The organism is Amycolatopsis sp. NPDC051106, assembly GCF_040682775.1.
Taxonomy (GTDB): Bacteria; Actinomycetota; Actinomycetes; order Mycobacteriales; family Pseudonocardiaceae; genus Amycolatopsis.
The window spans coordinates 96,051-116,866 of sequence record NZ_JBFBBQ010000009.1 but is presented as its reverse complement, the minus strand read 5'-3'; the positions used below and the strand labels follow the sequence as shown (position 1 = coordinate 116,866).

General features: G+C 72.0%; 23 protein-coding genes. 11 read left to right on the top strand and 12 right to left on the bottom strand.

All coding sequences use genetic code 11. The features are described from left to right. Positions 1 to 88 precede the first annotated feature (88 nt). The 3 genes from AB0M83_RS10375 (at position 89) to AB0M83_RS10365 (ending at position 2,546) form a co-directional block, all read left to right on the top strand. A complete protein-coding gene (locus AB0M83_RS10375; RefSeq protein ID WP_364515358.1) occupies positions 89 to 1,015 on the top strand; it encodes an ATP-binding cassette domain-containing protein in 927 nt (308 codons plus the stop codon). Next, on the top strand, positions 1,012 to 1,839 hold the full coding sequence (locus AB0M83_RS10370) for an ABC transporter permease (protein WP_364515355.1): 828 nt from the start codon (positions 1,012 to 1,014) through the stop codon (positions 1,837 to 1,839). Before AB0M83_RS10375 ends, AB0M83_RS10370 begins: the two co-directional genes overlap by 4 nt. A gap of 128 nt (positions 1,840 to 1,967) precedes the next feature. After that, positions 1,968 to 2,546: a hypothetical protein gene (locus tag AB0M83_RS10365; protein WP_364515352.1), complete on the top strand. Its 579-nt coding sequence runs from the start codon at positions 1,968 to 1,970 to the stop codon at positions 2,544 to 2,546. Between the two features lie 80 nt (positions 2,547 to 2,626). Here the strand turns inward: AB0M83_RS10365 and AB0M83_RS10360 are convergent, their stop codons facing one another. After that, positions 2,627 to 3,391: an AfsR/SARP family transcriptional regulator gene (locus tag AB0M83_RS10360; protein WP_364515349.1), complete on the bottom strand. Its 765-nt coding sequence runs from the start codon at positions 3,389 to 3,391 to the stop codon at positions 2,627 to 2,629. 293 nt (positions 3,392 to 3,684) lie between these two features. Between AB0M83_RS10360 and AB0M83_RS10355 the strand changes: the two genes are divergently transcribed. Next, positions 3,685 to 4,302 (top strand): ScbR family autoregulator-binding transcription factor, encoded by a 618-nt coding sequence (locus tag AB0M83_RS10355; RefSeq protein ID WP_364515346.1) that lies wholly within the window; start codon positions 3,685 to 3,687, stop codon positions 4,300 to 4,302. Positions 4,303 to 4,362: 60 nt separating this feature from the next. Here AB0M83_RS10355 and AB0M83_RS10350 read toward each other — a convergent pair whose 3' ends face one another. Next, positions 4,363 to 4,992, bottom strand: a complete 630-nt coding sequence (locus AB0M83_RS10350) for a ScbR family autoregulator-binding transcription factor (RefSeq protein ID WP_364515343.1) — start codon at positions 4,990 to 4,992, stop codon at positions 4,363 to 4,365. Between the two features lie 268 nt (positions 4,993 to 5,260). On the opposite strand from AB0M83_RS10350, the gene AB0M83_RS10345 reads away from it, so the two are divergent. Together AB0M83_RS10345 and AB0M83_RS10340 are read left to right on the top strand one after the other, a co-directional pair. After that, on the top strand, positions 5,261 to 6,169 hold the full coding sequence (locus tag AB0M83_RS10345; RefSeq protein ID WP_364515340.1) for a ScbA/BarX family gamma-butyrolactone biosynthesis protein: 909 nt from the start codon (positions 5,261 to 5,263) through the stop codon (positions 6,167 to 6,169). Next, positions 6,166 to 7,992 (top strand): NAD-dependent epimerase/dehydratase family protein, encoded by a 1,827-nt coding sequence (locus AB0M83_RS10340; RefSeq protein WP_364515337.1) that lies wholly within the window; start codon positions 6,166 to 6,168, stop codon positions 7,990 to 7,992. The genes AB0M83_RS10345 and AB0M83_RS10340 overlap by 4 nt, the downstream gene beginning before the upstream one ends. Here the strand turns inward: AB0M83_RS10340 and AB0M83_RS10335 are convergent. Next, positions 7,978 to 8,427 (bottom strand): M15 family metallopeptidase, encoded by a 450-nt coding sequence (locus tag AB0M83_RS10335; RefSeq protein WP_364515335.1) that lies wholly within the window; start codon positions 8,425 to 8,427, stop codon positions 7,978 to 7,980. The genes AB0M83_RS10340 and AB0M83_RS10335 overlap by 15 nt on opposite strands. Positions 8,428 to 8,514: 87 nt before the next feature. Between AB0M83_RS10335 and AB0M83_RS10330 the strand changes: the two genes are divergently transcribed. Both AB0M83_RS10330 and AB0M83_RS10325 read left to right on the top strand, forming a co-directional pair. Then, a complete protein-coding gene (locus AB0M83_RS10330) occupies positions 8,515 to 9,174 on the top strand; it encodes a response regulator transcription factor (RefSeq protein ID WP_364515332.1) in 660 nt (219 codons plus the stop codon). 16 nt (positions 9,175 to 9,190) lie between these two features. Beyond that, positions 9,191 to 10,270, top strand: coding sequence for a HAMP domain-containing sensor histidine kinase (locus tag AB0M83_RS10325; protein ID WP_364515330.1), 1,080 nt, complete (start codon positions 9,191 to 9,193; stop codon positions 10,268 to 10,270). Here AB0M83_RS10325 and AB0M83_RS10320 read toward each other — a convergent pair. From AB0M83_RS10320 to AB0M83_RS10295, 6 genes are all read right to left on the bottom strand, one after another. After that, the gene (locus tag AB0M83_RS10320; protein WP_364515327.1) at positions 10,247 to 11,359 is read right to left on the bottom strand and encodes a UDP-N-acetylglucosamine--N-acetylmuramyl-(pentapeptide) pyrophosphoryl-undecaprenol N-acetylglucosamine transferase; all 1,113 of its coding nucleotides are present in this window, start codon (positions 11,357 to 11,359) and stop codon (positions 10,247 to 10,249) included. The genes AB0M83_RS10325 and AB0M83_RS10320 overlap by 24 nt on opposite strands. 3 nt (positions 11,360 to 11,362) lie before the next feature. Continuing rightward, positions 11,363 to 11,776, bottom strand: a complete 414-nt coding sequence (locus tag AB0M83_RS10315; protein WP_364515324.1) for a GNAT family N-acetyltransferase — start codon at positions 11,774 to 11,776, stop codon at positions 11,363 to 11,365. A 16-nt stretch (positions 11,777 to 11,792) separates the two neighbouring features. Then, positions 11,793 to 12,401, bottom strand: coding sequence for a D-Ala-D-Ala dipeptidase VanX (gene vanX, locus AB0M83_RS10310; protein WP_364515321.1), 609 nt, complete (start codon positions 12,399 to 12,401; stop codon positions 11,793 to 11,795). Further along, entirely contained in the window at positions 12,398 to 13,432 is a 1,035-nt protein-coding gene (gene vanA, locus AB0M83_RS10305) for a D-alanine--(R)-lactate ligase (RefSeq protein ID WP_364515318.1), read from the bottom strand. Before vanA ends, vanX begins: the two co-directional genes overlap by 4 nt. Beyond that, on the bottom strand, positions 13,425 to 14,444 hold the full coding sequence (locus AB0M83_RS10300; RefSeq protein WP_364515315.1) for a D-isomer specific 2-hydroxyacid dehydrogenase family protein: 1,020 nt from the start codon (positions 14,442 to 14,444) through the stop codon (positions 13,425 to 13,427). The genes vanA and AB0M83_RS10300 overlap by 8 nt, the downstream gene beginning before the upstream one ends. Positions 14,445 to 14,534: 90 nt before the next feature. Beyond that, positions 14,535 to 15,455 (bottom strand): alpha/beta fold hydrolase, encoded by a 921-nt coding sequence (locus tag AB0M83_RS10295; RefSeq protein WP_364515312.1) that lies wholly within the window; start codon positions 15,453 to 15,455, stop codon positions 14,535 to 14,537. A 61-nt stretch (positions 15,456 to 15,516) separates the two neighbouring features. Here AB0M83_RS10295 and AB0M83_RS10290 point away from each other — a divergent pair, with 61 nt between their 5' ends. Both AB0M83_RS10290 and AB0M83_RS10285 read left to right on the top strand, forming a co-directional pair. Then, positions 15,517 to 16,041: a helix-turn-helix domain-containing protein gene (locus AB0M83_RS10290; protein WP_364515309.1), complete on the top strand. Its 525-nt coding sequence runs from the start codon at positions 15,517 to 15,519 to the stop codon at positions 16,039 to 16,041. A gap of 65 nt (positions 16,042 to 16,106) precedes the next feature. Continuing rightward, positions 16,107 to 16,931 (top strand): DUF72 domain-containing protein, encoded by an 825-nt coding sequence (locus AB0M83_RS10285; RefSeq protein WP_364515421.1) that lies wholly within the window; start codon positions 16,107 to 16,109, stop codon positions 16,929 to 16,931. A 6-nt stretch (positions 16,932 to 16,937) separates the two neighbouring features. Here AB0M83_RS10285 and AB0M83_RS10280 read toward each other — a convergent pair whose 3' ends face one another. Continuing rightward, the gene (locus tag AB0M83_RS10280) at positions 16,938 to 18,182 is read right to left on the bottom strand and encodes an MFS transporter (protein WP_364515306.1); all 1,245 of its coding nucleotides are present in this window, start codon (positions 18,180 to 18,182) and stop codon (positions 16,938 to 16,940) included. A 53-nt stretch (positions 18,183 to 18,235) separates the two neighbouring features. Between AB0M83_RS10280 and AB0M83_RS10275 the strand changes: the two genes are divergently transcribed. Continuing rightward, the gene (locus AB0M83_RS10275) at positions 18,236 to 18,994 is read left to right on the top strand and encodes a helix-turn-helix transcriptional regulator (protein ID WP_364515303.1); all 759 of its coding nucleotides are present in this window, start codon (positions 18,236 to 18,238) and stop codon (positions 18,992 to 18,994) included. On the opposite strand, the gene AB0M83_RS10270 is transcribed toward AB0M83_RS10275, so the two are convergent. Together AB0M83_RS10270 and AB0M83_RS10265 are read right to left on the bottom strand one after the other, a co-directional pair. Beyond that, complete coding sequence (locus AB0M83_RS10270) at positions 18,949 to 19,890, bottom strand: pentapeptide repeat-containing protein (RefSeq protein WP_364515300.1); 942 nt, start codon at positions 19,888 to 19,890, stop codon at positions 18,949 to 18,951. The two genes, AB0M83_RS10275 and AB0M83_RS10270, sit on opposite strands and share 46 nt — an antisense overlap. A 14-nt stretch (positions 19,891 to 19,904) precedes the next feature. Then, a complete protein-coding gene (locus tag AB0M83_RS10265) occupies positions 19,905 to 20,816 on the bottom strand; it encodes a helix-turn-helix transcriptional regulator (protein ID WP_364515298.1) in 912 nt (303 codons plus the stop codon).

Genomic DNA, 20,816 nt, shown 5'->3' with positions numbered 1-20,816 from the left:
TTGCCGCCGCCGAGCGGCGCGTGGCCCACTGGTACGGACAGTTCCCCTGCTTCACAACGATCTTGACCCGAACGAGGAGAGGTAACCGATGGTCACCGGCTACGCAATCGAAGCACGGGGGCTGCGCAAGTCCTATGGCGACGTCAACGTCCTGGAAGGCGTCGACCTCAGTGTCCGGCGCGGCACGATGTTCGCGCTGCTGGGCCCGAACGGCGCCGGGAAGACCACGACGGTCCGGATCCTGAGCACCCTGCTGGACGCCGACGGCGGCACCGTGACGGTCAACGGTCACGACCTCGGCGGGCCCAAGCGGAAGGTGCGGGAGCAGATCGGCCTCACCGGGCAGGACACCGCGGTCGACGAGCTGCTCACCGGCCGCGAAAACCTGCGGATGATGGCCCGCCTGTTCCACCTGGGGGCGGCCGAGGCGAAGACCCGCGCCACCGAGCTGCTCACGCAGTTCGACCTGACCGACGCCGCCGACCGCCAGGTCAAGACCTACTCCGGCGGCATGCGCCGCCGGCTCGACCTGGCGATCAGCCTGATCACCTCGCCGCCGGTGCTGTTCCTCGACGAGCCCACCACCGGCCTCGACCCGCGCAGCCGCTCGGCGATGTGGGACGCGATCCGCGAGCTCCTCGACGGCGGCACCACGATCCTGCTCACCACGCAGTACCTCGAGGAGGCCGACCAGCTGGCCGACCGCATCGCGGTGATCGACAAGGGCCGCGTGGTCGCCGAGGGCACCGCCGCGGAGCTGAAGCGCAAGGTCGGCACCGAGCGCCTCAAGCTCACCTTCGCCACCGCCGCCGAGGCCGAGCGCGCGCACGGCGTCGCCGGCGGCGTGCTGATCGACGCCACGGTCAGCGTCCCCATCGACCAGCCCGGCCAGGTCCGGCGGGTGCTCAACCAGGTCGCCGACGCGGGCCTCGAGACCACCGGGCTCGAGCTTTCCGAGCCGACCCTGGACGACGTTTTCCACACCCTTACCGGAACCGCGGGAGAGAAGCGATGACCCAGACCTTGTCCAGGGAGGTCGAGGGGACGCAGCTCCCCGAAACCCCGAGCCGATCCTCCTTCGCGCTCGCGCTGTCCGACTGCCGGGTGCTGATCGGGCGCAACGTCAAGCACATCGCGCGCAACGCGGAGATGCTGATCCAGGCGGTCTCGCTGCCGATCGTGCTCCTGCTGCTGTTCCGCTTCATGTTCGGTGGCGCGATCAACGTCCCGGGCATGGCCTACATCGACTACCTGCTGCCCGGCTTGCTGGCCATCAGCATCGCCTTCAACTCCACGTCCACCGTGGTGGGTGTGGCCGCCGACCTCACCCAGGGTCTCGTGGAGCGGTTCCGGTCGATGCCCATGGCGGGTCCGGCCGTGCTCGTCGGCCACGTCGTCTCCGGCGTGCTGCGCAGCCTGCTCTCGTTCGTGGTCATGGTCGCGGTCGGCTTGGCCGTCGGGTTCCGCCCCGCCGGGGGCGTGCTCGGCTGGCTCGGCGCGATCGGCCTGCTGACGCTGTTCGCGACCGGCGTCTTCTGGCTGGCCACGCTCCTGGGGTCGATCGCCAAGACCGTCGAAGGCGCGGGCGGCCTCGGCATGATCCTCGTCTTCATCCCCTACGCCAGCAGCGCGCTGGTGCCCACGGCGTCGATGCCGTCGGTGCTGCGGGTGGTCGTCGACAACCAGCCGGTGACCGTGCTCATCGACGCCATCCGCGGCCTGGTGAACGGCACCGAGCTGGGCTCGACCGGCTGGCTGGCGCTGGCCTGGTGGGTCGTCATCACCGCCGGCGCCGCGTACCTCGCGATCCGGAAGTTTCACCAGCGCGCCCGCGGCTGACCTCCCGCGACGCCGAGCGGCCCGTGCTCCGAGCACGGGCCGCTTTCGCGTGCGCAAGGTCGACTTTAGGTCGGTCCGGCACTCTGCGTAGAGAAGATCCGACCAGACCGTGAAAAGAGGTGGTCCCGATGCCGACCCGCATCGCCGAGAAGCCGGCCGTGACCCTCGACGCCTGGTCCGCCCCGCTGGCCGCGGATCCGGCCGGTGCGGCGGCGTTCCTCGCCGAGGTGGCCGACCGGGTCGCCCGGCGCCCGCGCGTGCTCGTCCCGGGCGGTGGCCCGGTGGCCGACGCGCTCGCGGCCGACGGGTACGCCGTCACCGACACCGGCTTCGGCAACCTGCCCGGCCAGCGCTTCGACGTCGTCTACGCGGGTTCGGACGTCCTCTCCCGGCTGCTCGTGCAGCGGGAGCAGGTGCGCCTGGTCCGCCGGCTCGCGACGCTGCTGCGCCCCGGCGGCGGCCTGGTCGTCCAGGGGTTCCACCCCGACCCGGCCCGCTGGGCGGCGCACCCGCTCGTCACCGGGCACGACTGCGCCCGCCAGATGCTGTTCCTGGCCGACGCCCGGGTGCCGCTGCGCTACGTGTGGCCCGCGGAGCTGGACCTGATGGCCGAGCTGGCCGACCTCGCGCTCGACAGTCGCTGGGGCGGTTGGTACGGCGAGCCCGCCGCGTGCGGTGAGCCGGTCGTTTCCCTCTACCGAAGCTGACGCGCTGCTGTGAAAAGAGCGACGGCCCGGTCCCCCGCTGGTGGCGGAGACCGGGCCGCTGGGCCGGACGCGGAGGGGAATCAGACCGCGTCCGACATCTCGCCGACGAGGATGCTGTGGTGCAGCTTCCGCAGCGAGCTGCCGGGTTCGATGCCCAGCTGCTGGACAAGGTGGTGCCGGGCGGAGGCGAACGTCTCCAGCGCCTCGGCACGGCGGTTCGACCGCAGCAGGGCCGTCATCAGGTACTCGTAGAACGTTTCGCGCAGCGTGTGCTCCTTCGCCAGCGCGGAAAGCTGCCCGACGACCTCGCGGTGCCGGCCGATCAGCAGCTCCGTCTCCATCAGCAGCTCCAGGCACTCCAGCCGGGTCTCCTCCAGCAGAGCGGCGTAGGCCTGGACGTCGGGGGAGTCGGTGAAACCGCCGAAAGCTTCGCCGCGCCACAGCTTCGCCGCTTCACGCAGAACGGCCGCGGCTTCCTTGTAGTTGCGGTCCCAGTACAGGGCCCGGCCGCGCTCGTAGAGGCGGGTGAAGCGGTCGGCGTCGAGCTCGCCGTCGGTGACGTGCAGTGAATAGCCGCGCGGGCTGGTCACGACCGGGCTGTCGTCCGCGTCGTCACCCGTGCCGCGCAACAGCTTCCGCAGCTGTGACACGTAGACGTACAGCGCGGCGCTCGCCCGGGCCGGCGGGTGCTCTCCCCAGAGCTCGCCGATCAGGTGCTCGGTGGTCGCCACCTGGTTGCGCTTGACCAGCAGCACGGCGAGCAGCGTCTCGATCTTGCGTGCCCGCGGGGCGCTGACGCCGGGCCGCCCGCCGACTTTCAGCTGCCCCAGTATCTCGTAGTCCATTTCCAGTGCCTCCGGAGTCCGCGTGTCGATCGGATCTGCCCGGCCTGGCGCCCCCAGTGTGTCCTCCAGCGCCCATGTGCCCGGTCCCACATCCGCAGCGTACTAAACCGGGGGGTCGGTTTTCAAGACAAAACCGGGAGGTCGGTCGGTTTGTTCTGTGAGCGGTCGCGAAGTACCTTGGCAGACAGGGGTTTTTGGGGTTCCCCTAGTTGTAAACCGGGCGGTTGGTATGTAATCATGATCGGGACGCGCAGGGTCCCTGCGCCGGATGGCTCGAGCTGAGGGGACCGAAGGTGACCAAGCAGGCACGCTCGGAACAGACGCGGCGCCTGCTGCTGGAGGCCGCGGCCGAGCTGCTGCACCAGGACGGCTACGCCGCCACCAGCATGGTGGGCATCGCGCAGGCGGCCGGCGTCACCAAGGGTGGCCTGTACTTCCACTTCTCCTCCAAGGACGAGATCTGCGACGAGGTGCAGATCGCCGCGACGGACGTGCTGCGCGCGCACGTGGCCCGCCAGCTCGCGGTGCCGCGGCCCGCTTTGCGGCGCCTCGCCGAGCTCAGCCGCGCCCTCATGCACTGGCTCGACACCGACCCGAAGGTCGGCGCGAGCTTCCGCATGGCCCGCGAGATGGGCTCCGTGGACGAGCGGTTCGTCGTGTTCTCCCGCACCTGGCTGGCCCAGGTCCACGAGTACGTCGCCGACGCGATCGACGGCGGCGAGCTCGGCGCCGACGTGCCGCTCGAAACCGCGGAACTGCTGGTGGTGGTCACCTGCGTCGGCCTCGAATCCGTGGTTTCCAGCCGGATCGTCGTGCCGGACAGCGACCTCGCCGTGACGCTGGGGAAGCTGTGGCGGCTCATCGAGCTGGCCGAGCGGTCGCCGCGGCCGACGGCGGGCGCGGGAGCCTGACCTCGGGAAAGCCCGAAAAAAGGCGGTCCGGCAGCTGCCCGACCGCCCGTTCCCGCGTGCTCAGGCCGAAGCGGGCTGGTGGATCGTGCCCTCCGCGACGAACCGGTGCAGCCGGCGCGGTGGCACCACGGAGATCAGGATCGTGTTCCACATGAACGTGATCCGCTCCAGCAGGTCCGTCCGCCCGGTGAGCACCTGGGAGCTCAGCTGGATGCCGGTGAACGACGCCTGCACGAACTGCGCGAGGTCGTGCGGGTTGATCTCCTTGCGCAGGTCGCCCGCCGCCTTCGCGGCGAGCAGGCAGCCGTGGATCGTGTCGATCCACCGCTTGTAGGCGTTGGCCGCCGGCGCGATGAACGAGCCCTGCTCGATGACGAGCCGGATGCTGGCGCGGACCCGGACGTCGGACTGCAGGCTGGCCGCCATGCCCTGGGTGAGGTCGATGACCGTCTGCAGCCCCGGGTTCTCGATCTCCGCGAGGGGGTCCGAGACCGTGAACTGCTCGTCGATCAGCGCGTCGGCGAGGTCTTCCTTCGACTTGAAGTGGAAATACAGCGCACCCTTCGTGACACCCGCTTCGGTCAGGATGTCCGACAGGCTCGCGCCGAGGAAGCCGACCGCGTCGAACCGGGAGGCCGCCGCCTCGAGGATCGCGTTCCGTGTCTGCTCCGCACGTTCTTGGCGAGCCACGTCCAGCCCCTCTCCCTTGTGGCCGGTCGGTCCACAGTAGACCATTCGGCGGTACCTCGTGCGTCAGTACGCCAGTCTACGGCCCGTTGCACGGGAAAGCCACTAAAAAAAACCGCTCGGTTGGTATGGTTTTAGGTGTCCGGTTCGGCTACAAATGAGAGCGGGGGAGTACTGGGGTACTGGGGTAGAACATTCTAGGAGGACCGTCATGGTCGGCACCATCCTTCAGGAATCTGCGCGCGAAATTCCGGAAACCAAGATCATCGACATGTCCGCGCCGCGGGCGGTGGACTTCCAGCAGACGATCCCGCGGAGCCTCGTGCACCGCGCGGCCGTCTCGGAGGTCTTCGTCACCGATCTGAACATCCTCGGCGAAGGCCGGTTCGAGGTCGGCGCGCAGTGGCCGCGCCGGCACAGCTTTTTCGGGCCGCGGACGCCGGTGTTCCACGATCCGATGCTGTACGCGGAGACGATCCGCCAGGCGGCACTGCTGATCGCGCACCGGGCGTACGGCGTACCGCTCAGCCACAGCTTTCTTTCCGATCACAAGGAGTACGCGGTCGAGGAGACCGGGCTGGCCACGCTCGGCCGCCCGGTCGACGTGGTGCTGAGGGTCACCGCGCACGAGGTCGAGTACCGCGGCAAGAACGTCGGCGGCATGCGGCTGGACTTCGAGTGCTTCCGCGACGGCCGCCGGATCGGCACCGCGTCGGAGCGCTGGCGCTGCGTGTCCTCGGCGGTCTACCGCCGGGTGCGGGGCGACCACTTCGCGGCGACGCCGTTCCAGGCCGCGGTCCTGGCGCCGGTCGCCCCGGCGTCGGTCGGCCGCGACCGGGAAGAGGACGTCCTGCTGGCGGCGACGCCGACGGACGGCACGTGGGCCCTGCGCTTCGACCCGGACCACGCGGTGCTGTTCGACCACCCGGCCGACCACGTGCCGGGGATGGTGCTGATCGAAGGCGCGCGGCAGGCGGCGCTGCTGGCGATCGGCGACCCGTACGCGCTTCCGGCGCGCGCGGACTTCCGGTTCGACTCGTACGTCGAGTTCGACTCCGAGTGCCTGCTGGTGGTCAAGGCGCACGAGCAGGGGCCGGACCGCACGCGGACGGTCCGGGTCGAGGCCCGCCAGAAGGGCACGACGGCCGCGAGCGGCACGCTGGGGATGCGTTTGTCGTGACGGCCACCGAGCCGGACATCCTGGTCACCGGCGCCACGGGCTTCGTCGGCACGGCGGTGCTGCGCGAGCTGGTCGGGCGGGGAATGGGGCCCCGGATCCGCATCCTCGTCCGCCGGCCGGTGCCGCGGTGGATGACCGACGGCGGAGTGACGACGTGGGCCGGCGACCTCACGGAAGCCGGCGGCCTGGCGGGGCTGTGCACGGGGATCACGACGCTGGTCCACCTGGCCTCCCAGGTGGGCGGCGACGCGGCCCGCTGCACGGAGGTCAACGAGGGCGGAACGGCGAACCTCCTGGCCGAGGCCCACCGAGCGGGCACGGCGAGCGTGCTGTACCTGAGCACGTGCGCGGTGTACCGCGACGGAGTCCACCAGGGCGCGCAGGTGCCAGGAGATGGGCGGGCGCCGTCAGCCCGGAGCGGCCTGGGGGCCGGCTCCGGGTTGGCGGCGAGCGTGGGGCAGGTCCTGCGGGGTGGTCCGGGGGCGTTGACCAGTGGGGACGGGTCGGCGGCCGAGTACCGGGGGAGTGGGAGTGGGGGCGGGTTGGCGGCGGAGCAGGGGCCGCCGGCCGACCGGGACGGTTCGGCAGGGGAGTTGCTGCGGGGCCGGCTGGGGTCGCTGACCAGTGGGGACGGTTCGGCGGCAGAGCGCAAGGGGAGCGGATCTGGGGTTGTGGCAGATCCGGGGCTGCCGACCAGTGCGGACGGTGCGGCGGGCGATTGTCAGAAGGTCGAGTCCGGGCGGGCGGCGGATCTGGGGCCGCCGGCCACCCGGACCGGCCTGGCAGGCGAGGACTTACCCGCCGGGTCCGGGCCCATCCCGGATCCGGCCTCGCCGCTTGCCCGCAGTGGTCGGGAGGGCGGCCATCCGCACCCCGAGCCGGTTACCGGCCCGGCCTCACTTTCCGGCCAGAGCGGTCCGGCAGGTGAGGGCCTTCATGCCGGGGCCCGGCTGGTCGCGGACCCGGCCTCGCCGCTCAGCGGCAGCAGGCCGGCGGGCACTGACCCACGGGCCGGGTCCAAGTCGGCCTCACTGCCTGGCCGGAGCGGCTCGGCAGGTGCGCCCCTTCAAGCTGGATCCGGGCCGGTCACGGGCCCGGCCTCACCACCAAGCGCCGGCGGGTCAGGGAGCGACCACCCGCACCCCGGGCGGGTCACCGACCCGGCCTCATCACCAAGCGCCGGCGATCCGGAAGGCGACCACCCGCACCCCGGGCCGATCACAGCGGCCGCACCACCCACCACCACCGACCCGACGGGAGACCACCCGCACCCCGGCCTGGTCACCGACCCGGCCTCACCGACCAGCCGCAGCAGGCTGGCCGGCGAGCGGCTCGTCCTCGCGGCCGGCGGCACGGTACTCCGGCCGCACCTCGTCCACGGTCCCGGCGATCGGCACGTCGTGCCGGCGCTCGTCCGGTGGATCCAAGCCGTCCCGGCTTGGGCGGCCGGCGGCATCGCCCGCACCTCGCTCGTCGCCGTGGCCGATCTCGCGGCCGCGATCGCCGTGCTGGCCCTCGAACCCGGTCTGAGCCGGCCCGGGGAGGTCCTCCACGTCGCCGACCCGCGGCCCGAATCGATCCGGACCCTGGTCACCGCCGTGTGCGAGCTGCTCGGCCTGCCGCTGCCCGCCGCCGACCTGCCGCTGGCCGAGCACCGGGCGCGTACGCGGGCGGCCCTCCCGTCGCTCACCGACCACCAGTACTCCCTGCTCACGCGGGACCACTGGTACGAAAGCAGCCGCATCTGGGAACTGACCGGCGTCACCCCGAGCCCGCGCCTGGCCGAGGCCGCGGACTGGTACCGCGAGTCACTCGGACGCTGACCGCATCCTCGGATCGTGCGTCGGGTCGGGGTACATCGGCGGGCACCCGTGCTCCACGGCCGAAGGACGCAACTCGTAGTGCCAGGGTTCGTTGCGGTAGATCTGGCAGAGCCCGTACCGCGCGCCGTGCGCGGAGAGCCACGCCCGGGCGGCCGCGGGCCCGACGTCGACCGCGTCGCCGGAGACGTGCGCGGACGTGTCGGGAGTGGCCACCCACCGGGCGGCCGCCTCGGGCGATCCGTACTTCACCACCGCCGCCGCGAACAGCTCTGCCTGGTACTCGCGCGAACGCCGGCCACCGTTGACGACGAACTCGATCCCGGCGTCCGTCGCGGCCCGGCGCAGGGCACCGAGCAGCGCGGGATCGAGGTTGGCCACGGCCGGGGAGTCGTCGAACACTTTCGCCGGGGAAGGGCCGGCTCTGCGGGAAGACATGCCCGCAGTCAAGGCACCGCGGTGTTGCCGGCCCGTATCCCGGTTTCGATATGCCGGCGATAGGGCCCCGCTCGTAGCATCGGGACCGTGCGTGTGCTGATCGTCGAGGACGAGCCCTACCTGGCGGAAGCCGTCCGCGACGGCCTGCGCCTGGAAGCCATCGCCGCCGACATCGCCGGGGACGGCCACACCGCCCTCGAACTGCTGGACGTCAACGCCTACGACATCGCCGTCCTCGACCGCGACATCCCCGGCCCGTCCGGTGACGAGGTCGCCGGGCGCATCGTCGCCTCCGGCAGCGGCATGCCGATCCTCATGCTCACCGCCGCCGACCGGATCGACGACAAGGCGTCCGGCTTCGAACTCGGCGCCGACGACTACCTCACGAAGCCGTTCGAAATCCGGGAGCTCGTGCTCCGGCTCAGGGCGCTCGACCGCCGGCGCGCCCACAACCGGCCCCCCGTCCGGGAAATCGCGGGCCTGCGCCTGGACCCGTTCCGCCGTGAGGTCTTCCGCGACGGCCGTTACGTCGCGCTCACCCGCAAGCAGTTCGCCGTGCTCGAAGTCCTCGTCGCGGCCGAAGGCGGGGTCGTCAGCGCCGAAGAGCTCCTGGAGCGGGCGTGGGACGAGAACGCCGACCCGTTCACCAACGCCGTGCGCATCACGGTTTCGGCACTGCGCAAGCGGCTCGGGGAACCCTGGGTCATCGCGACCGTGGCCGGCGTCGGCTACCGCATCGGCACCTGACGTGGGGGAAGAGATCGTGGACCGGAAGCCGGGGCTGAGCGTCCGCCTCAAGCTCACGCTCAGCTACGCCGGGTTCCTCATGCTCGCCGGGGCCCTGCTGCTCATGACCGTCTGGGTGTTCCTGCGCGGCAACCTGCCCGACGTCGCGGTCATGCCCGGGGGCGTGCTGAACCGCGCCAACCTGATGAGCACCTTCACCTCGGCCGCGGCGGTGGTCGTGGTCTTCCTGCTGGTCTTCGGGCTGCTGGGCGGGTGGATCCTCGCCGGCCGCATGCTCGCCCCGCTGACCCGCATCACCGACGCCGCCCGCAGGGCCACCGAGGGATCGCTGTCCCACCGGATCCTCCTGGACGGCCGCAAGGACGAGTTCCGCGAGCTCGCCGACGCCTTCGACGCGATGCTCACCCGCCTCGAAACCCACGTCGCCGAACAGCGGCGGTTCGCCGCCAACGCCTCCCACGAACTGCGCACCCCGCTGGCGATCTCGCAGGCACTGCTCGAGGTCGCCCGCACCGATCCGGCTCAGGTGTCCGGCGAGCTCGTCGACCGCCTCCACGCCGTCAACACCCGCGCCATCGACCTCACCGAAGCGCTGCTCCTGCTCAGCCGGGCCGACCAGCGCTCCTTCACCCGGGAACGCGTCGACCTGTCCCTCGTCGCGGAAGAGGCCACGGAAACGCTCCTTCCCCTGGCGGAAAAGCGCGGCCTCACCATCGAGACGTCCGGCGAGGTCGCCCCCACGCACGGCTCCCACGCACTCCTGCTGCAGCTGACCACGAACCTCGTGCACAACGCGATCGTCCACAATGGACCTTACCGGGGCGTGGTGTGGGTGACGACCGCCGTCCAGCCCAAAACCGTGGCGCTCACTGTCGAAAACACCGGCGAGACGCTGACCCCGCGGCAGGTTTCCACGCTCGTCGAACCGTTCCAGCGCGGCACCGAGCGCGTCCGCGCCGACCACGCGGGGGTCGGCCTCGGCCTGGCCATCGTCAACAGCATCACCCAGGCGCACGACGGCACGCTCACCCTCGCCCCCCGCCCCGGCGGCGGGCTCAGCGTCACGGTGCGGCTACCACGGTCCTGGCTCCGGTGACCCCCGGCGCGCGGCGATCGCGGTGAGCACGTGCCGGGCCAGCACGACGTCCGCGTCGGCCGCGCCGGCGGCGCGCGCACGAGCCGACATCGCCGCGACCCGCCCGGGATCGGTGAGCACGGGCAGCAGGGTCGTCTCGATCCAGGCCGGGTCGAGGCCGGCGTCGTCGACGAGCAGGCCCCCGCCCGCCGCGACGACCGGTCCGGCGTTCAGCCGCTGCTCACCGCCGCGGTCCGGAAGCGGGACGTACGCGGCGGGCAGGCCGACGGCGGCGAGCTCGGCGCACGTCATCGCCCCCGAGCGGCAGAGCGCGAAGTCGGCCGCGGCGTAGGCGTAGCGCATCTCGTCGACGTACGGGGTGACGACGTAGGGCGGCTCGCCGGCCGGCACGGCGACCGCGTGGTGCGGCCCGGTGATGTGCAGGACCTGCACGCCGGCCGCCCGCAGCGCGGCGGCCGCGCCGGACGCCGCGGTGTTGATCGCCCGCGCGCCCTGCGAACCGCCGGTGACCAGCAGGACCGGCCCGCCGGGGTGCAACCCGAACCGCTGCCGGGCCGCGTCGCGCAGCGCGGGCCGGTCGAGCCCGGCGATCGCCGGCCGCAGCGGGATCCCGATGGCGGTGGCGTGCGGCAGCCGGACCCCCGGCGCGGCCGCGAAGACGTGCGTCGTCAGCCGGGCCGCCAGCCGGTTGGCGACGCCGGGCCGGGCGTTCGCCTCGTGGACGACGATCGGCAGGCCCTGCTCGCGGGCGGCGAGGTAGGCCGGCAGGGAAACGTAGCCGCCGAAGCCCACCACGGCCTCGGCGCGCACGCGGCGGAGCACCGATCCGGCCGCTCGCACCGAGTCGCGCAGCTTGCCGGGCGTGCGCAGCAGGGCGCGGCCCGGCCGGCGCGGCAACGGCGCCGGCGGGATGAGCTCGAGGGGGTAGCCGCGGGCCGGGATGAGCGTGGTGTCCAGGCCGCGGACGGTGCCGAGGGCGGTGATCTCGGCCGTGGGCACCAGCCGGCGCACCGCGTCGGCGAAGTTCATCGCGGGTTCGATGTGCCCGGCCGAATGGCCACCGGCGACGACGACGCGCGGCGCTGCCACGTCTCAGAGCTCCTTGCGGTAGGTGTGCGAGGTCGACGTCCGCCGGTACCCGATGCCCTCGTAGAACGGGTGGGATTCGGGGCGCGCGACGTTCGAGCGGACCACGATCGTGCGCAGGCCCTGCCGTGCGGCCCACTGCTCGGCGGCTTCCACCAGCGCGCGGCCGACGCCCGAGCGGCGGGCCGCCGCGTCGACGACCAGGCCGGTGATCTCGAGGAGTTCCTCCTGGTGCGGGAGCGCCGGCCGCCGCTCGGCACTGACGTAACCGTCGATGCGGGAACCGCCGGCCGCGACCAGGACCCGCTGGGTGTCCGAACGCAGGATGGCCGCCAGCCGCCGGGTCACCGCGCCGAGTTCGCCCGGGTAGCCGAGTTCGGCCAGCAGCCCGGTGATCCGCGGGGCGTCGGCGGCGCGCACCGGCCGGATCTCGCGGTTATCCGACGGGGAAGTCAAAGTACGTGTCCGGGTAGGGCTCGTCCCGCAGTGTGTAGTGCCACCATTCGCGGTCGTACCGCCGGAAACCGCAGGCTTCCATGAGGGAACAGAGGTGGTGCCGGTTGCCCGCTTCGGCCGGGGTGATCCCCGGTGCGCCGTGGTGCGAAACCGCGTCCATCAGGTCGTGGCCACCGCCCATGGCCGCGAGTTCGCCGGTGGCCAGGTGGTAGAGCGTCAGGTCGACGGTACTGCCCCGGCTGTGCCCGGACTTCGCGGCCACGTAACCCTTTTCGAACATCTCGGCCCGGTCGATGTTCGGGTGGTGCCGCCGCTTCGCCCGGCCGTCCTCGGGCTCACGCGACCACCGCAGGAAGCGGTCCACGGCGCGTTGCGGCCGGTAGCCGTCCCACAAGAGCAGGCCGAAGCCCAGGGACTCGGCCTTTTCCTGCGCTCGTTCGAGGGCCGCGCACAGAGCGCGCGTGCCGACGACCCGGTTCGCCAGGTAGCCGTCCACCGGCTTGCCGGTGAAGTTGTCCCAGGTGGCGTACTTGGCGTCCCAGCGGATGCCGGGCACGAACTCGTCCACGAAGACGAAGTCGTCCTTCATCGGGCTTTCCCCGTCAAGGCCAGCGAAACCAGCCGATCGAGCACTTCGCCGAGTGGCAACCCCGCGGCCGCCATCATCCTCGGGTAGCGGCTGTAGGAGGTCAGGCCGGGCAGGGTGTTGACCTCGTTGAGGACCACCGTCCCGTCGTCCTTCAGGAACAGGTCCACGCGCGCGAGTCCCCGGCAGCCCAGGGCGCGGTAGACGGCCTTCGCCGTTTCCTGCACCAGCGCGCGCGACTCCGCCGGGATGTCCGCGGGAACGATGAACGTCGAGTTCTCGGAACCGCTTTCCGGGTTGCTTTCCTGGTGGATCTTGAAGAACCCGTGGGAGAGCGCGACCCGGTCCAGCTCGCCCGTGATCAGGTCGTCGTCGTTCCCCAGGACGGAACACCCGATCTCGCTGCCCGCGACCGCCTGCTCGATCAGCACCTTCGGGTCGTACTGCCGCGCGGCCTCCACCGCGGCCGGCAGGTCTTCCTCGCGGGACACCTTGCTGACGCCGAACGACGACCCGGAGCGGGCCGGCTTGACGAAGACGGGGTAGGTGAGCCCGCCGGGATCGACGGTCTCGCCGGCGGTGACGGTCCGGAACTCCGGCGTCGCGATCCCCGCGCTCGCGGTGACGAGGTAGGTGAGGGACTTGTCCATGCACAGGGCGGAACTGGGGACGTCACAGCCGGCGTAGGGGACGCCGGCCAGTTCGGCTAAACCCTGCATCGCGCCGTCCTCGCCGAGCCGGCCGTGCAGGAGGGGCAGCACGACGTCCAGCCTGATCGTTTCGTACTTCCCTTCGTCGAGGACGAGCAGTCCGTGGATGCTCCGGTCCGGCGACAGCACGACTGGACGGCTATTCTCCCAGCCCTCGCCGGGGCCGTCGCAGAGCTTCCACTCGCCGCTCTTCGTGATCCCGATCCAGAACGGCTCGTACTTCTCCGTGTCGAGGTGTTTCGCGACCTCTCGCGCGGACTTGACGGAGACGGGGTGTTCTTCGGTCGAGCCCCCGAAGATGATTCCGACCTTCAACCTATCCATGCCGCTTCCCGCTTTCAAAGGTCAGGCAGTTGACGAGACTGTTTTCGACGGTGTCGCTCAGGGCGTGGTCCGTGTAGTAGGCGATGTGCGGGCTGATCAGCACGTTCGGCATTTCCTGCAGCCGCAGCAGGGATTCGCTCCCGGGGGACCGGTCCCGGCAGTCGGCGTAGAAGATCCCTTCCTCGCCCTCGAGGACGTCCAGCGCCGCGCCGCCCAGCTTTCCGCTTTCCAGCGCCCGGACCAGGGCCTCGGTGTCGAGCAGGGAACCGCGTCCGGTGTTGATGACGACGGCGCCCCGGCGCATGCGGTCGATCCTCCGGCGGTCCAGGAGGTGGTGGGTGTCCGCGGTGAGGGGCGTGTGCAGCGTCACGATGTCGCTCTGCGCCAGCAGATCGTCGAGCGTGACGTAGTCGGCGGAGGTCTGCGGACGGCTGTCGTAGGCCAGCGTCTGGCAGCCGAAACCCCGCAGCCGGTCGATGACCGCGGCGCCGATGCGTCCCGTGCCGATCACCCCGACGGTCAGATCGCGCAGTTCCTTCCCGCGTACTTCGCTCAACCGGTAGTCGTGGACCTCCGCGCGGCGGAGGACGGATTTCGCGTTCCGCGCCGTCATCAGCATCAACATCAGCGTGTAGTCGGCCACGCTGTCGGGGGAGTAGGCGACATTGCCCACGGAAATGCCGACGCGGTGGGCGTAGTCCACATCGATGTGGTCGAACCCGATGCTGCGCGTGGAGATGTATTCCACGCCGGCTTCGCTCAGGGCGAGCAGGGTGGGGCCGGTGATCCGGGTCTTGTGGCCGACGCTGACGCAGCGGTTGCCGAGCGCCAGTTCGCTGGTGGCTTCGGAAACCGCGGCATCGGTGATGGTCGGCACCACGCCGAAGCGGGGCGCCAGCTCCCGGAACAGGACGGCCTCAGCCGGCTCGCACCCGTAGATCGTGATTCCGGTCGCCGCCGGAGGCAGGGCCGGCGAGCGCACCGCGGTACGTCCTGGTTCGCCGTGAGTCATGCCGGCCAGTCAAACCGGCGCGGTGTTGCCGGCCCGTATGCGGATTCCGATAGGCCGGCAATATGCTACTGGCCGGTAACCGCCGCCGGGTCAGCGAAGCCGGTCGGCCAGCCAGCGGGCGACGGTGGTGAGCAGCTCGTCGTCCACGGGGTCGCGGAGCAGCCGCCGGTAGGAGAACACCGATGCCGGGCCGTCGGTGCGGCGGAGGATGTGGGTCAGGCCGGGGGTCCGGTGGGTTTCGGCCCCGCCCGGCACCAGGTCCGCGATCACGTCCAGGTCGCCCGGGTCGACCTGGACGTCTTCGGCGCCGGTGACGGCCAGGACGGGAACCGCTATGCGCGCCAGGTCCGGGCGGGGGTCGTAGGCGAGCTGCTCTCGCCACCACCGGGCGTTGATCCGCAGGCCGCCGATGCGGGCGGTGTCGGTGGTGGTGGCGGCCAACCGGGCCAGCTGCCGGGTGGCGACGCGGCGCAGGACGGGCACCAGGGGGCGGGGCAGCGAGTCCGCCAACCGGGCACCTTGCCAGCGCAGGGCCTGCTCGCCGGGGCGGGCGTAGCCGGCGAGCAGGACCGCGGCGGCGGCGTGGGTGTGGGCGGCCAGCCACATCGCGTGGACCGCGCCTTCGCTGTGCCCGAGCACGCCGACGGCGCCGGGGCGGATTTCCGGGTGGCCACGCAGGGCGTGCAACGCGGCCGCGCCGTCGGCCCGGTTGTCCAGGAATCCCACGGTGTGCCAGTCACCCGGGGTGGCGCCGACGCCACGGCGGTCGTAGCGCAGCGAGGCGATGCCGTGCCGGGCCAGGGTGGCGGCGAGCGGGCCGCCGAGGTCCAGCCGCACCCGGCCGGCGTTGGAGTCGCGGTCGACCTTCCCGGAACCGGGCAGGCAGAGCACCGCGGGGTGCGGGCCGGGGCCGGCGGGCAGGGTGAGCGTGCCGGCGAGGGCGAGGCCGTCGGCGGCCGGGACCGTCAGCTGGAGTTCCCGCACATCTTCTGTGGTCGTGCCGCGTTCCATCGGGCGTACCTCCATTGGTATCAGTTTTGATATTAGTATCAGACATGGGAAGATGGTGTCCATGGCCACGCTCGACTTGCTGCTGCACCCCGTCCGCCTCCGCATCCTGCGGACGTTCCTCGACGGCCACCCGGCCACGACGGCCCAGTTGCGCGAGCGCCTCCCGGACGTCCCGCACGCGACGATGTACCGCCACGTCGCGGCCCTCGCGTCGGCGGGCGTGCTCGAGGTGCTGGACGAAAAGCGCGTCCGGGGCACGGTCGAACGCACGTACCGCCTGTCGTGGCACCACGCGGAGATCGACCCGGCCGACCGGGCGTCGATGACGACCGAGGACCACCGCAAGACGTTCACCGCGTTCGTGGGCGGTCTCCTGGCCGACTTCGACCGGTACCTGACCCGGGAACCGGCCGACCCCACCGCGGACGGCGTGACGTACCAGCAAGCGGCGCTGTGGCTGACGGACGAGGAGACGGCCGAGCTGCTGGCGACGCTGCGCGAGGCCGTCACCGCCCGGCTGGGCCGGGATCCCGGCCCGGGCCGCACCCGCCGCATGATCAGCCTGGTGACCATGCCGGCGGAGTGACCGGTAATTTCGTCCACGACCGAGGGGAGCTGACGCCGGTGGCACGTCTTCAGGTCGGCTGCGCGATGTGGACCCACAAGGCGTGGCCCGGGCGGTTCCTGCCGCCGTCGCTGCCGGCCGGCGAGCGCCTGCGCGCCTACGCCGGCTGGTGCACCGCGGTCGAGGGCAACACCACCTTCTACGCGACTCCCGCCCGCGCCACCGTCGAAACCTGGGCGCGGCAGACCGGCCCCGAATTCCGGTTCGTGGTCAAGCTGCCCAAGGTCGTCACGCACGAGCGCCGGTTCGCCGGGGTCGAGACCGAGATGCGGGCGTTCCTGGACGCGATCGAACCGCTCGGCGAGCGGGCGGTCCTGTGGACCCAGTTGCCCGGTTCGTTCGGCCCGGCGGAGGTCGACGCCCTCGGCCGTTTTCTGCGCCGGCTCCCCGCCGACCGCCGGCGCGCGGTGGAGGTGCGTCACCCCGGCTTCTTCACCGACGCGGGTTCGACGTCGCTGCTGGAGAGGACGCTCGCCGACGCGGACGCCGAGTGGGTGCCGTTCGACACCACGGTCTTCTTCGGGAGCCCGCCGGTCAGCGAGGCCGAGCAGGACGCGTGGGCCAAGAAACCCCGGCTGCCCCGGCGGACGCGGGCACTGACCGACCGGCCGATCGTCCGCTACCTGGGCCGTGACTCGATCGAGCGGACGGTCGAGGGGTGGCAGCCGTGGACCGCGGTGGTCGCGGACTGGCTGCGCGAGGGCCGGTCGCCGACGGTTTTCGTGCACACGCCCGACAACGACGAGGCACCGGCGCTGGCCCGCCGCTTCCACGACGAGGTGCGCGCGCTGGTGCCCGGCCTCGAAGCGTTGCCCGAGCCGGAGCCGGTCGAGCCCGCGACCCTCTTCTGAGCGTCGTCACCGACCATCGGGTGTGTAGCGCCAGAACGGCCGCACCAGGACGGCGCCGGCCAGGACGAGCACCACGCACGTCAGCGCGGTTCCGGACCAGGCCACGGTGAGCGGTAAGGCCGAGGCCATGATCCCGGCGCGGAGGTCGCCGAGGCGCGGGCCGCCGGCGACGACGACCGTGTACACACCCTGCAGCCGGCCGCGCATCCGGTCGGGGACGGCGGTCTGCAGGATCGTCTGCCGGTACACCGCGCTGACGAGGTCGGCCGCACCGGCGACGATCAGCAGGGCGACCGCGAGCCACAGGCTCGGGGCGAGTCCGGCCAGCGCGACGGCACCCGCCCAGACCGCCACCGCCACGGCGAGGGCCACGCCTTGCCGCCGCACCCGGCCGATCCAGCCGCTGGACACCCCGGCGAGGACCGAGCCGATCGCGATCGACGAGTACAGCACGCCGACTCCGCCGTGCCACCGGGTGTCGGCGGCTTCGGGGAACAGCGCGGTCGGCATGGCCAGCACCATCGCGGCGATGTCGACCAGGAACGACATCAGCAGGACTCGGCGGCCGGCGAGGAAGCGCAAGCCGTCGAGGACCGACCGCAGCCCGGGGCGGCCGACGGGGCCGGCCGCGGGCAGGGCCGGGAGCCGGAAGGTGGCGTAGAGCGCGGCGGTGAACAGCAGCGCGTCGGCGCCGTAGGCGTAGCGAAACCCGTTCGGGAGCTGGAGAAGGACCCCGGCGACCAGTGGTCCCAGCACCTGCCCGACCGTCGAGGCGGTGTAGCTGAGCGAGTTCGCCGCGGGCACCAGGCCGGGCGGGACGAGGGCCGGGATGATGGCGCCGCGGACCGCGGACGACACGGCGAAGCCGCCGGACTGCACGGCGACGAGGGCGAGGAGCAGCGGTACGGACCCGATTCCGGCCAGCGCCTGGGCGAGCAACGCGAGCGTGACCGTCCACGTGAGCGCCGTGGAGGCCAGGTACAGGCGCCGCCGGTCCACGGCGTCGGCGACCGCGCCGCCGTAGAGCCCGAACACGAGGATCGGGACGAGGCCGGCCAGCCCGGCGAGACCGACGTCGAACGACGAATGCGAGAGGTCGTAGATCTGCACCGGCACGGCGACCTCCGTCACCACCGTCCCGACCATCGCGGCGCCTTGGCCGAAGAACGTCCGGCGGAACACCGGATTCGCCAGCGGCCGCGTGTCGACGGCGACCCGGCGCAGGCGGTTCTTCGGCGAACTGGTCGTCATGCGCTCACATTCGCAGCCACTGCCGCGTCGCACTTCCGATAATCTGTCGACTTGTGTCAGAAAACCGCCACGAGCACGCGGCCGGGCAGGTCATCGAGCGGCACCGGCACGACGAACACCAGCTGGTGTACGTCATCCGGGGCGTGCTCGCGGTCCGGACCGACGGCGGCGCGTGGGTCGCCTGCGCCGACCGCGCCGTCTGGATGCCGGCCGGTACCTGGCACGAGCACCGCGTCTACGGCGCCTCCGACGTCCTCACCCTCATGTTTCCCGTCCGCGACGCGCCGCTGGAAGGGTCCGCGCCCACGGTGATCGCGGTCAGCGCCCTGCTGCGCGAACTGCTCATCGCCGCCACCGAACCCGGCCTCGGCGCCGACGAGGCTTCCCGGCTCCACGCGGTGCTCCGCGACCGCCTCCGCCGCGCCCAGGACCGGCCGCTGACCCTGCCCGAGGCCCGCGACCCCCGGCTGGCCCACGCGTGCCGGCTGGTCACCGACGACCTCAGCCGCCCCCGCACGACGGCCTGGCTGGCCCGCCGCACCGGCACCAGCGAGCGCACGCTGTCCCGCCTGTTCCGCCTCGAGTTCGGGACGACGTACCCGCAGTGGCGCACGACGACCCGCGTGTTCCACGCGATGATCCAGCTCGCGGAGGGCGCCGGCGTCACCCAGACCGCGCACCGCTGCGGCTGGGCCACGCCGAGCGCGTTCGTCGAAACGTTCACCCGCACGATGGGCCGGACGCCCGGCAGCTACCGGGCCACGCTTCAGGCGCCGGGCAAGAGAAGCCCCGGCGGCGGGGCCGGGTGCTGATCGAACACCGGAGGCGAGGTGTAGTGATCGGTGTCGACGCCGGAGAGGTCGACTTCGCCGCCGGTGAACCTGGCGCCGTGGAAGGTCACTTCGCCGCCGGTGAAGTCGGCGCCGTCGAACTGGACCCGGCCGCCGCTGAATTCGGCGTTGTCGAACGTCACCTTGGCGCCGGCGAAGTGGGCGCCGCCGAACCAGACTTCGCCGCCGCTCACGTGCATTCCGTCGAACGAGGTCCAGCCGCCGGGGAACCGGGCCAGGCTGAACAGGAGCCGGCCGCCGGTCACCTGGATGTCCGCGAAATCCGCGGAGCGGAACACGGCGCGAAGGAAGTTGAACTCGTGGCCCTGCCAGCCGACCGGCGCGCCGGGGCGGAGGTGATCGCTGATGACGCTGGTGATCGAGAGGCGCACTTCGGATTCTTCGTCGTGGTACCACGGATCCAGCGTGGGTTCGTACGGAATGCGCAGGTACGCGCAGAGCACGTCGATGCACACCTGGCGTTGCTCGAGCCATTCGTCGGCGAGGCTTGCCAACGCGTAGACCCCGGCGAGCCGGACGGTCGGCTTCTCGTGGCCGATCTGGGCGCACGCGGTGGCGAAGCGCTCGTTGAGGACCTTGACGCGCTCGCGAGCCTCGGCCACCTCGCCGATCCGTTGCTTGCGGTAGGCGACCACCAGCGCCACCACCCCGCCGACACCCGCCACCACCGACAACGCGATTTTGATGACGTTCAGCCTGGTGTCCGGGCTCGGCGCGGCCGGCAGACCCAGCGCCAGCCACAACGACAGCGCCGCGACCGCGAACACGCTCAGGCCGATCAGCACCACCGCGACGATGTGCCGCTTCATCGACCAGAGGCCAGCGGTCTGGCTGCGCTCGGCGGTTGTCGAAGCCACGGCGAGATCCTAGATCACCGTTCAGGTCCTCCGTGCCGGTTCGGTGATCCGGAAAGCCCGTCGATGGGCCCGGAACGGGACGCGTGCAACGACGCCAGGAGCCGCAGCCGGTCCTCGTCGGCGCTGCCCGGCTCGGCGGTGAACACCAGCATGACCGGTCCGGAGTTGCCGGGCAGCGGATAGGTGTCCCAGTCCAGGACGATGTCGCCCACCTCGGGCACCCGGAAGGTCTTGGTTCCGCTCACCGACTCGCGGACGTCGTGGCGGGCCCACAGCCGGCGGAACTCGGCGCTGCGGATGCTCAGCTCGCCGATGACCGCGGTGGCGCGGGGGTGGGTGGGATCGGTGGCGACGGCGGCGCGCATCATGCCGATGTAGTCCAGCGCCTGCCGCTCCCAGTCCGGGCAGCTCCGCGCGCCGGTCAGCGTGTCGTCGAACTGCAGCAGGAGCATGTTGAGCCGCTCCGGCGGGTAGGCGGCCGGGTCGCCGAGCAGCGCCTCGGCCATCGGGTTCCAGTCGAGCAGGTCGAGGTGCCTGCCGAGCACGACCGCCGGCGTGTCCGTGACCCGCAGCAGCCGGCGGGTGCGCTCGGGCACCCGCTCCGGCTCGCGGTGCACCGGGGTGGCCACCGGCCGGCGGGCGGCGTGGCCCAGGGTGAACAGGTGCCGGCGTTCCTCGTCGCCGAGGCCGAGCGCGCCGGCGAGCGCCGTGAGGACGTCGTCGGACGGGCGGACGTCGCGGCCCTGCTCGATCCGCTGGTAGTAGTCGGTGCTCAGCCCGGCCAGCAGCGCCATCTCCTCGCGCCGCAGCCCGGTGACCTTGCGCCGGCCGCCCGGCTCCAGGCCGACGTCGTGCGGACGCAACCGCGTGCGCCGGGCGCGCAGGAATTCCCCGAGCTCGCGCGCGTAGGGATGAGGACTGCTCAT